Source organism: Bacteroides sp. 2_2_4, from assembly GCF_000157055.1.
Classification (GTDB): domain Bacteria; phylum Bacteroidota; class Bacteroidia; order Bacteroidales; family Bacteroidaceae; genus Bacteroides; species Bacteroides ovatus.
The window spans coordinates 180,912-192,171 of record NZ_EQ973366.1 but is presented as its reverse complement, the minus strand read 5'-3'; the positions used below and the strand labels follow the sequence as shown (position 1 = coordinate 192,171).

Genomic DNA, 11,260 nt, shown 5'->3' with positions numbered 1-11,260 from the left:
CTATCCCTGAAAGTAAGAAAGTGCCGGTGTTTGTACCTGTCAGCTATAGTAACGGAGAGAAAAAGATAATCGGCAGTACTGTGCTTTTTCCTTCTACTATTTCCGAAATGACACAATATGTAGTAAAAAACGATTGCAGATATCTTGAAACAAAAACAGAAGCAGTGAACGGAGTAGATATGCTCTTCTGTTCTGTATCATTAAATAGTGAAGACCTGATAGCTCCGGCTGTCAACGTTTTCAAGAAAAAGGTAAACGAACAGACGGTTCTGGTAGGCACTGTTAAACGTGCGTTATTGCCTAATCTTGAGTCGGCAATTACTTCTAACTTAACTTCTGATACCTATTCTTTTGTAGAAGTGGAAAATAGAAATAGAGACTCCGAGTATTGTATATTTGTCCTGACTTCACACAAATGGGCTTTTAGGGGGGTAACCGAAACAAGTGTAAGCGGAGATTTACATTGTTTTCAATTACAAATCGAATCTTTAAAATAAAAAATGAACGGTCATGAAGCAATATATCAAAAATATAATGATCCTGATACTTGCCCTTCCATGGGGTTTATTGTTGACAAATTGTAGTGATAGTGAGTCTGATTATTCGGACGACAACGCGTATCCGCCACCTACTGTAGAACTCACTTCTCCTTCCGAAATAGATGTGGTGGAGTATAACTCGACGGTGACTGTATCTGCTAAAAGTTTCTCTGCTGTGGGTATACATAGTATATATGCTACCTTGTTGAAGATGGATGAAAATGGAGAATATGAAGAGATAAACGCGACTGAACGCCAACGTTTAAAGATAGATACTCTGCAAACTGATATGACACTTGAATTTGACTTGAATGTCAAGGTCAACACGCGTGAAGCAGCCGGGATATTGGTAACATCAACGGACGTTTTGACAAAAACGGCACAAAAGGTAATACCTATTAAAAAGATAACTAAACTTCCATCCCAGATATTCACCGAACCATCAGATTTCCCTGTTTTAGTACCCGATGAAGAGGTTTCTCTGTCTGTAGTGATTCGTTCAGCTGTGGGCATTAAGTCTATAAAACATACGTTGTGTAATAAAGTACTGGGTGACCTGAAGGAATATACGACTATTCCGGTATCAGGCAATCCGTTGGAAATGGAATTTATCCTAAAAACTGTCGTAGACAATAAAGAGACCAATGGAATCAAGATCGTGGTGGAAGATATAGAAGGGTTGAAAGAGGAAAAGATTATCAATATCGAAGGTCTTGAGGGTGTTGACAATAATGTTGCGCTTGTTTTCAACGATATCGAAATGGCACCCGAATGGGAACATTCAACAGAACCGGATCAACCTTATATTTTCTCCATAGAGGGAATAATGGTACAAGGTGTGCAAAAGCATGTATTAAGCCTGAAGGAAATTAAAGGATATGGCTCAAAGGCAAATAGCGTAGACTTTGCTTTCATCAATATATGGAGAAATCCAAGCTTTGTTGCCGTTAAAAACAGAGGTTTCTCTTATGTCAGTGCGTCAAGAATTAGTGGAGGACCGATAGGGCGAGCTTACGATGTGAATGACTGGATCAAACCGGCAGGTGTTGCTACCAACAAAACGCTGTTTACCCTTATCCCTGATGATAAGGTTACTGATCTTGGTATTGATGTGATGATGGCGAATGCGGCTTCGGACGTTCATACTTTTGAGGCGTTGAATATGTTGGAAAGTATAACTAAAGGAGGTGCCGATATGTTAATGCAAAGAGTCAATGCGTCTGATGGATACCCGAATGATCCTTGTAGTCTGCAGATAAAAGACAATTCTTATATTGCCTTTGTTACTGTGGCGGGCAAATACGGTGTCATTCATGTTATTGAAGCCGCAAACGATATGGATGCATTAGTTGCCGGAGGATGTAAAATAGCTACTCCTACAGGAGTGGTAGGAAGCCAGGGGCCAGCCTATTCGGGAGCTGGCATAACCGGACTCACTTATGACGGTGTGGCATTACTCTATGGACGTACCTGTAAGTTGAAAATTGTGGTTCAGAAGTAAGGTTATTATAATGGAAGAATGAAAAAATATGTATTTTATATAAGAATCAAGAGGGTTGGCTCTGAATTTGAGATGCTTCCTTAATAATTGGCTATAGTTAAAGTAGTCCGAAAAGCCTTGAGCTTACTAAAATCACCTTTACTACAAATATATCGTAGTAAGGGTGATTTTTCTTTTTAGGGTAAAGTCATTGACTTATGCATTAAATGAGAAAAAATAGAGTTGTTTAGTGAGTGTTATGAAAAAAATGTCGAATGCTTTCAGGGTAATTCAAAAGTTACGGGTCTATTTAATAAAAGAGCTTATAAAACACATTTAAATATGGAAGACATTTATATTATCATATCTAAATATCTATTGGGAACTGCTTCTCCGCAGGAGGAGAAAGAAATCATGGAATGGCGGAATGCTGATGCCGGGCACGAACAGGAATTTCAGGAACTGTGCGAGAGCTGGCAGATAGCTCATGCGGGAATACATCCGGTAATTCCTGATAAAGAACGTGTGTGGGGAAAGATAATGAGTAATCTGAATCTGGTGAAACCTGTGAAGATGTACACGCGGCGGTTGTTGTATCGGGCAGTGGGAATTGCTGCTATGCTGGCACTGGTGTTGGGCTTCTCACTCTCTCTGCTGGTTTCGGAAGAGGAAGAAGTAGGATTAGTCTCATTTACAGCTCCTGTTGGCCAGAAAGCTGAAGTCAGTTTGCCGGATGGCACTAAAGTTTGGTTGAATTCCGGTTCTACTTTGACCTATTCTACGGATTATGCCAAAGACCGCCGTTCTGTAAAATTGAACGGACAGGCCTTTTTTGATGTGGTGCGAGACAGTAAGAGACAGTTTGATGTATCAGTGGGTGATGTGAAAGTGTTGGTTCATGGTACGGCATTCGATGTCAATGGATATGGAGACCATTCAGAATTGGAAGTTGTACTGCTTAGAGGGCACGTGACGGTTGTCTCGGCTTTAACGGACAAGCTGCTGGCAGATATGAAACCCAATCAGAAAGCCATTATTCCTTTGCGTGAAATGGAGAAGTGTAAATTGGCGGCTTGCGATGCTGAAGTAGAATCCGTATGGCGATTGGGCAAGCTGAAAATTGAAAATGAGAATCTGCAGGAAATAGTTCAAAAAATGGAACGATGGTATGGCATCAAAATTCAATTGCATGATGTACCGGAAAATAAACGTTATTGGATGACAATTAAAACAGAATCTTTGCGAGAGATGCTTGAGATCATTAATCGGGTGACTCCGATTACATACACTATTAACGGAGAGGAGGTGAGCATAACCGGAAGAAAGTAATCGAAGAATAAAAAAGGACGCAGAAGAGTGCCATCTTCCACGTCCGAAGAGCAAAACCTGCGTATGTATGCTATCCGTCAGACGGATGGCACAGGTATCGCCTTGCTTTATGCAGACAAAGGTAATAATTAATTCCTTTATTTAACCTTAAATGAGTTTACAATGTTGAAGCTAAAACAAATATTATGTAGCATTCTTGTTTTGGGCAGCCTGCTTTCCAGCCCTTCGCTATGGGCGCAGAAAGAGACTAAAGTCAATATCGCTGCCAGGCAGATTTCTTTAAAAAATCTGATACAAGCTGTTGAAAAACAGACAGATTATACTTTTGTGTTCGATAATTCTATCCCTCTGTCACGTATTGTTTCCCTGAAAGGAGGTTCTCAATATCTTTCGGATGTGCTGAAACAGGCCTTTGATAAAAGTGACATTGCGTATGAAATAGTAGGCAAACAGATTGTTTTACAAAAGGTGCAGACGAAGACCAACCGGACGATTTCGGGTGTGGTGAAAGATGAGCAGGGAGAAGCGGTCATCGGAGCGAGCGTATTGGTAAAAGGTACCACCAACGGTACGGTTACCGATTTTAACGGAAAGTTTGAGTTGCAGAATGTACCAGAAAGTGCCACTATTGATGTGACGTTTATAGGTTACGCCCCACAGAGCAAAAAGGTGGTGGCCGGAGTACGTTCAATGAATTTCGTTCTTGAAGAAGATACAGAGACATTGGATGAAGTAGTAGTGGTAGGTTACGGCGTACAACGTAAACGGGACCTTTCCGGTTCGATAGCTTCCGTCAAAGGCGATATCATTACTGAATATGCAAATACTTCTGTTGCGTCAGCATTACAGGGACGCGTGTCAGGCGTACAGATTCAGCAAACTAATGGCCAGCCGGGAGCCGGAATACAAGTGAGGGTACGTGGTTCCAATTCTATTCGGGGTGACAATGAACCGCTTTGGATTATCAACGGATTTCCGGGTGACATTAATATGATTAATACGGCTGATATCGAATCTGTTGAAGTGATGAAAGATGCTTCCGCAACTGCTATCTATGGCTCGCGCGGTGCCAATGGTGTCATCTTGATTACGACGAAGCAAGCTAAAGAGGGGAAGATTACGGTGGAATACAATGCCAGCTTCGGTGTGCAGAGTCTGGCTAAAGAACTTGAGCTACTCGATGCTTGGGAATATATGAGCTATCTGAATGAAAAAGCAGCGATTAATAATCAGCCGACGATATATACCGATGAAGAGATTAAATCTACTCGGCATAGTACCAACTGGCAGCGTGAACTGTTTCGTAATGCACTTGTTACCGACCACTCTGTGAATGTCTCTGGTGGTACAGAAAAAGTTCAGGGAACGTTAGGCGCCAGCTATTTCGATCAGCAAGGTATCGTGAAGGAAAGTGGCTATAAACGTATGTCTATCCGTTCGAGCCTGAATTATCATATATCAAAATATGTCACCGTGTCGAGCAACTTGATTTTCAGCCGCTCCAATCATAATCAGATGAATTCGCAGGGAGGTAGCCGGGGAACGTCTGTTATCGGTTCTACACTGATTCTGCCGCCAACAGCGACACCTCATTATGACGACGGAACCTGGAATGACTTCCAAACACAACCGATTGCACCGGTAAATCCGTTGGCTTATGTGAAAGAAGTGGATAATAAATGGTACGCCAACCGGATTATGGCAAATGCTTCATTGACAATAAAACCGATAGACGGACTTTCAATTCAGTTATCTGCCAACGTTAACAATAACCAGAATCGCAAAGATTATTATAAGTCATTGCAATACCCTAATTCACAAGGAGCTGCCTCTATTACATTTGGAGAAACAGTTGGTATCACAAGTAATAATATCATAACCTATAATAAGAGTTTTCTAAAAAAACACCATTTGAGTGTGATGGGTGGTTTTACCTACGAACAGAGTACATCGAAAACTGCGGGAACGGGTACGGCCGAAGGCTTCTTGAGTGATGTGACCGAAACCTATGACATGGATGCAGCTACCGTTAAGGGGTTGCCGACATCTTCTTATTCAGATTGGCGTTTGTTCTCATTTTTGGGACGTGTCAACTATAATTATGCTGATCGCTATCTATTGACTGCCAGTCTTCGTGCTGATGGTTCTTCACGTTATAGTAAAGGAAATAAATGGGGATACTTCCCTTCAGCGGCAGCGGCCTGGCGTCTTTCGCAAGAGTCTTTTTTGCGTGATGTAGAGTGGCTTTCAGATCTAAAGTTCCGTTTGAGTTACGGAGTAACCGGTAGCACTGCCATCTCACCGTATTCTACGCAGAACACATTGAGGACGGAAAATGTAGTATTCGATAAGAATACAACAGTGGCGTATGTTCCGTCAGATACCTACACCGGTGATTTGAAGTGGGAAACAACTTCACAGTTTAATGTGGGGGTTGATCTGTCCCTGTTTAATAATCGCCTCCGCATGACTGCAGATTACTATCGGAAGAAAACGACTGATTTGTTGAACAATGTAGAGATGCCTCGTTCAAGTGGATACACCACTGCCCTGCGTAACATCGGTTCCATCCGTAACTCGGGTTTTGAGTTGCAACTCGACGGGCGGATTATTGATCGTGCTGTGAAATGGGATTTGGGTGTCAACTTTTCGCTCAATCGCAGCAAAGTGTTAGTTCTTTCGGAAGATAAGGATATTTTCGGTGGCGAATTGGATAACACCATTCTGAAAGACCAGCTCAATCTGATGCGTGTGGGTGAGCCAATGTATGTTTTCTACGGATATGTTGAAGATGGATATGATGAGAACGGTCATATTGTATATAAGAATATGGATGACGATCCTGCCATCACAGCAGCAGACAAGACTATCATCGGTGATCCTAATCCTGATTTTCTGGTCAATCTGACTACAGCAGTCAGTTATAAAGGGTTTACGCTAAGCGCTTTCTTCCAGAGTTCAATAGGTAATGATATATATTCGCTTAGTATGGCTGCACAAGCTTATGATTATGGATATAACGGGAATACGTTGCGCGAGGTGTACTACAATCACTGGTCCCCCGAGAATCCTACCGCAAAATATCCCAATCTCGACCAGACTTCCTATAAAATGTCCGATCGGTTTGTCTATGACGGCAGCTTCGTCAGACTGAAAAACCTCGAATTGGCCTACGATGTACCTTGTGCCCGTAGCAAATTCATCAAGCGCGCCCGTGTCTATGTGAGTGCCCAAAACCTGTTTACTATTACGAGCTACCCTTTCTGGGATCCGGATATAAATGCCAATGGTGGCGGAAGCTCGATGATTCAGGGGGTAGATTCGTATTGTTATCCTAGTGCCCGTACTTATACGATTGGATGCCGACTCACTTTCTAACATATAAAAACTGATGTCTTATGAAAAAATTATTGATATATATTGCCGCTTTTGCTATGATCCTGGCAATGAACACATCCTGTGAAGATATGGGCTCTTTGGAAGAACATCCGAAGAAAGTGGATGCAACGACTTTTATGGCGAATGCCAAAGAAGTGGAGAGTGTTATCAATTCCATCTATTTCCAACTCCGTCGTGATCCGGGATTCAGCCGTTATCTGATTGTTCTGGAAGAAGGACTGGCGGATTATTGCATTGGAAGAGGTAACTATGCCACAGCTTATGATACCGGGCTTACCAGTGGTGGGGTGGGCTTCTCCAAAGATAGCTGGGCGGTGTTGTATCGCGCCATTCGTTTTGCCAATAATATTCTTGACGGTATAGGTAATACTCCACTCTCGCAACAGGAGTATAACAACCTTACTGGGGAAACACGTTTTCTACGTGCATTCGCCTACTCATGGCTGGTACGGAATTGGGGCGCCGTTCCTTTTTTCGATGAACAGAACATGAATGATTTTAATAAACCCCGCACTCCGGAAGCTGATATCTGGAAGTTTGTGATTGATGAGGCCGATTATGCTGCATCCAATCTGCCGGAAGTGGCTAAAGCTGCCGGACGTCCTTCGCGTTATGCCGCATTGGCATTGAAAACAGAAGCTTGCCTTTATGCCGGTCGTTATGAAGAAGCGGCTGAAGCAGCCGGTTTAATTATTTCATCCAAACGATATTCTCTGGTTGAGGTTGGCAAAGCGGATGATTTCCTCGACCTTTACGGTCATACAGCTAATGCCACTTCTGAAGAAATTTTCTATATAAAGTTCAACCGCGATAGTGGATCGACCATCGCCTATATGTATCTCTGCAAGCCCAATCCTTTCGTGAATATGGGAGCTGTAGGAATTTATACCGATTATCAGAAGAATAAATTTATTCAGAATTGGGACCAGAATGATTTACGCTATCAGTTCGGATTGTATAAACAAACGCAGAATGGAACACTCAATGCACTGACTAAAACGGGTATGGTCTGCTCGAAATTCAGAGATTCGGAATGGACAGGGAGCAGTACAACTTCCAATGACAACCCGGTATATCGTTATGCTGATATTCTGCTTTATTATGCAGAAGCTGTTTGTCGCTGGAAAGGAGCTCCTACCGATGATGCCATGGAAAAATTGAATATGGTGCGGCGACGTGCTTACGGACAGAAACCGACACAAGCTTCTTCTTCAGACTACAAACTGGCTGATTATGCAAGTAAAGATGCTTTCCTTGCACTGGTGTTGCAGGAGCGTGGCTACGAAACGATTTTTGAGGGTAAACGCTACAATGACCTGAAGCGTTGTGGAAAGCTTGCAGAAGCAGCTTTGGCTGCCGGACGTATTTCGACTTTATCCGAAGTGGGAGATGCAGCCTACTGGTGGCCTATCCCTACCGATGAATTTAATTATAATATGGCATTGGATCAGACAAAAGACCAGAATCCTGGGTATTAACAACTTAATTAATTTGATTTCTTATGAATAGATTGAATATACTGATTGTAACAATTCTCTTTTTATTGACAACAACCGGTTGTGCCCAACAGGCTGAAAGATGGTCGACGGAAAAAGCAAACGCATGGTACGCATCTCAAAAATGGCCGGTGGGTATCAACTACGTTACTGCTACGGCAATCAATCAGTTTGAGATGTGGCAAGAGGAGACTTTTGATCCGAAAACCATGGAGTTGGAGTTGGGACGTGCCGGGGAGCTCGGATTCAATACGGTACGCATATTCCTGCATGATATGGTGTGGGAAGCGGATCCGGCAGGGTTTAAACAACGACTGGATACATTTCTGGGTATCTGTCAGAAACATGGTATGCGTGCCATCGTCACTTTCTTTACGAATGGCGGGCGTTTTGAGAGTCCGAAACTCGGTGTACAACCGGCTTCTGTACAGGGTGTTCATAACTCTCAATGGATACAGAGTCCCGGAGCGCCATCCGTCAATGATCCGTCAACGTATCCGCGTCTGGAACGTTACGTGAAAGATGTGATGACTACCTTTAAAGCAGATGATCGTATTTTATTGTGGTGTTTATATAACGAACCGGAAAACTTCAAGCAGAAAGCACACAGTATGCCATTGTTGCGCGAAGTGTTCCGTTGGGCGCGTGAGGTGAATCCCTCGCAACCGCTGTCGTCTCCGATATGGATTTATCCCGGAGGACATGGCACACGCAGTAATTTGCCGATTATCAGTTTTCTGGGTGAGAATTGTGACGTTATGACCTTTCACTGTTATTACGGACCTGAAGAAATGGAAAAATTCATCGCTTTCATGAGGCAGTTTGATCGTCCGGTTATCTGTCAGGAGTATATGGGACGTCCTCGTTCAACTTTTGAAGAAATAATGCCGATTCTTAAACGTGAAAAGGTAGGTGCCATCAGTTGGGGATTGACAGCAGGAAAGTGTAATTTCCATTTACAGTGGTCGAGCAAGGCCGGAGATCCGGAACCTGAAATTTGGTTTCATGATATATTCCGTCTGGATGGTACACCTTATAGTCAACAAGAAATTGATTTTATAAAAAGTATGACTTCAAACTGATAGATAACGGATTGAATAAATAAAAGAATGAATATGATGAAAAAGTTAAAAACTCATAGATACCTTTTGGTAACAGTGATGGGGCTTCTCGTTGCTTGTACATCTTATACCTCAACGGATGAGTGGCCCAATCCGCGTCCTAATTCAAATCCTGACCCTGAACCGGTCACCGGAGAGATTACCTCTATTCAGTCGCTCAATAAAAGTGAAAATGTAGCAGTGAACTCTCATGCGGATGAATGGGGGAATAGTTCTCTCGAATTAGACTATCGCCGGTTGCTGACTTTGGAAAGTCCGGCACTGTCGGCTGTGAATGCTCTTTATCCCCGTATCAAGAAATTAGGTGATGGGACCTATTTGCTATTATACCAGCAGGGACCACAGGCTTGGAATGTCTATTATGCTTTAAGTACTAATCTGATTACATGGCAGAATGCATCCAGTCCTCTGTTTCAGAGCGAAAGTGCCCGGCAAACTTCCGGTGCCAGTGATACACGCTGTTTCTCATCATGTGATGCAGTCGTTCTGGCAAATAAGGATATTTTGGCATTCGCTTCCTTTCGCTTGAATCAGGGATACAGGGTCGATCCGCAGAGTAATGGCATTATGATGAGGCGTTCTTCCGATAATGGACGTACCTGGTCGACTGCCCAGATTATTTATCAGGGAACGACTTGGGAACCTTATGCATTACAACTTCGTTCGGGTGAAATACAGGTCTATTTTACGGATAGCGAGCCTCTCACAGCCGATTCGGGGACTGCCATGCTGCGCTCTATGGATAATGGGCGGACATGGACGGTCGTTGGAAAGGTGATCCGTCAAAAGACCGGACTGGCTATAGATGGTTCGGGCAAACAAATTTATTCGGATCAGATGCCTTCTGCCCGCGAATTAAATAATTCGACGAAGATTGCAGTAGCTACAGAAACACGTTTCAGAGATGAAGGCGACGTTTATCATATTTCAATGGCATGGAGCTCCGACAACTGGGCTTCGGCTCCATTGACCGGAGATGAAGTAGGGCCTTCGGACCGTAAACTCAATTTTGTGCAGAAGGCTGCAGCACCTTATCTGGTACAATTCCCCTCGGGAGAGACTGTCTTGTCGTACAATGCTTCTTCTCTCTTTACCATGCAGGTGGGTAACGCAGAGGCTTCCCAATGGGGAGAAACGTATCAGCCATTCAGTGGAAAAGGATATTGGGGAGCAACGGAAATTATTGATCCGCATACTCTTGTAGCTGCCATGCCTGCTACTTTTGTCAATAGCGAGAATAAAGATGCTGCCCGTATTCAGATTGGACAGTTTGTTCTGAATCATCGGATTAATGCCTCCGGAATGACACCGGTGATAGACGCCGACAACTCGGATTGGAGTGCAGTCAGTGATGCGCTATTTATCGGAAGTGTGTCCACTACACAAGCCGTGTTCCGCTTTGCTTATGATGCAGAAAATGTATATTGTCTGGTGGAACGTCTTGATAAAGACTTGACTACAGACGACAGCATGGAATTGATTTTTCAGGGTGGAGATGCTACCGGAACTCCTCTTAAAATCTCTCTTATTCCGGATGCAGTTCAATATACCATTAAATGCAGTCATTCTTCAGTAACTTGTAAGGGTGCGGTTCACGGAACTTTTGGTGATACGGCAGCCGATAAGGGATATGTAGTCGAAATGGCTATTCCACGGACTTTACTTCGGGTGGTGGCCGATCGTTTGATATTTAATGCTACCTTATACGATCAGAATGGTAGTGATACCTTCACTGGACTGACTGCTACGAATTATGAGAAATGGTTACCAATCGTTTTGAAAGCTGCTACGGATCCTGAACCTCTCCCGGGGGAAGGAGATACCGGTACCGGACCGTCCTGGAATAATGGCGATACGGAAGGTACATGGAAATAATGATAACATTTTAAATTTGCG

The 11,260-nt window shown here is 43.2% G+C and carries 6 protein-coding genes and 1 pseudogene; all 7 read left to right on the top strand.

Features of this window, described 5'->3' with window-relative positions:
• Positions 1-497, top strand: a pseudogene (locus tag BSCG_RS05590) (hypothetical protein); the annotation flags it as partial.
• A 13-nt stretch (positions 498-510) separates the two neighbouring features.
• Positions 511-2,040 (top strand): hypothetical protein, encoded by a 1,530-nt coding sequence (locus BSCG_RS05595; protein WP_008776981.1) that lies wholly within the window; start codon positions 511-513, stop codon positions 2,038-2,040.
• A gap of 321 nt (positions 2,041-2,361) precedes the next feature.
• Positions 2,362-3,348, top strand: a complete 987-nt coding sequence (locus tag BSCG_RS05600) for a FecR family protein (RefSeq protein ID WP_008646404.1) — start codon at positions 2,362-2,364, stop codon at positions 3,346-3,348.
• Between the two features lie 162 nt (positions 3,349-3,510).
• Positions 3,511-6,726, top strand: a complete 3,216-nt coding sequence (locus BSCG_RS05605; RefSeq protein WP_008776979.1) for a SusC/RagA family TonB-linked outer membrane protein — start codon at positions 3,511-3,513, stop codon at positions 6,724-6,726.
• Between the two features lie 20 nt (positions 6,727-6,746).
• Positions 6,747-8,225, top strand: a complete 1,479-nt coding sequence (locus BSCG_RS05610; protein WP_008776978.1) for a RagB/SusD family nutrient uptake outer membrane protein — start codon at positions 6,747-6,749, stop codon at positions 8,223-8,225.
• A 23-nt stretch (positions 8,226-8,248) separates the two neighbouring features.
• Positions 8,249-9,325, top strand: coding sequence for a cellulase family glycosylhydrolase (locus BSCG_RS05615; protein ID WP_008776977.1), 1,077 nt, complete (start codon positions 8,249-8,251; stop codon positions 9,323-9,325).
• Positions 9,326-9,361: 36 nt separating this feature from the next.
• Complete coding sequence (locus BSCG_RS05620) at positions 9,362-11,239, top strand: hypothetical protein (RefSeq protein WP_083792328.1); 1,878 nt, start codon at positions 9,362-9,364, stop codon at positions 11,237-11,239.
• Positions 11,240-11,260: the final 21 nt, after the last annotated feature.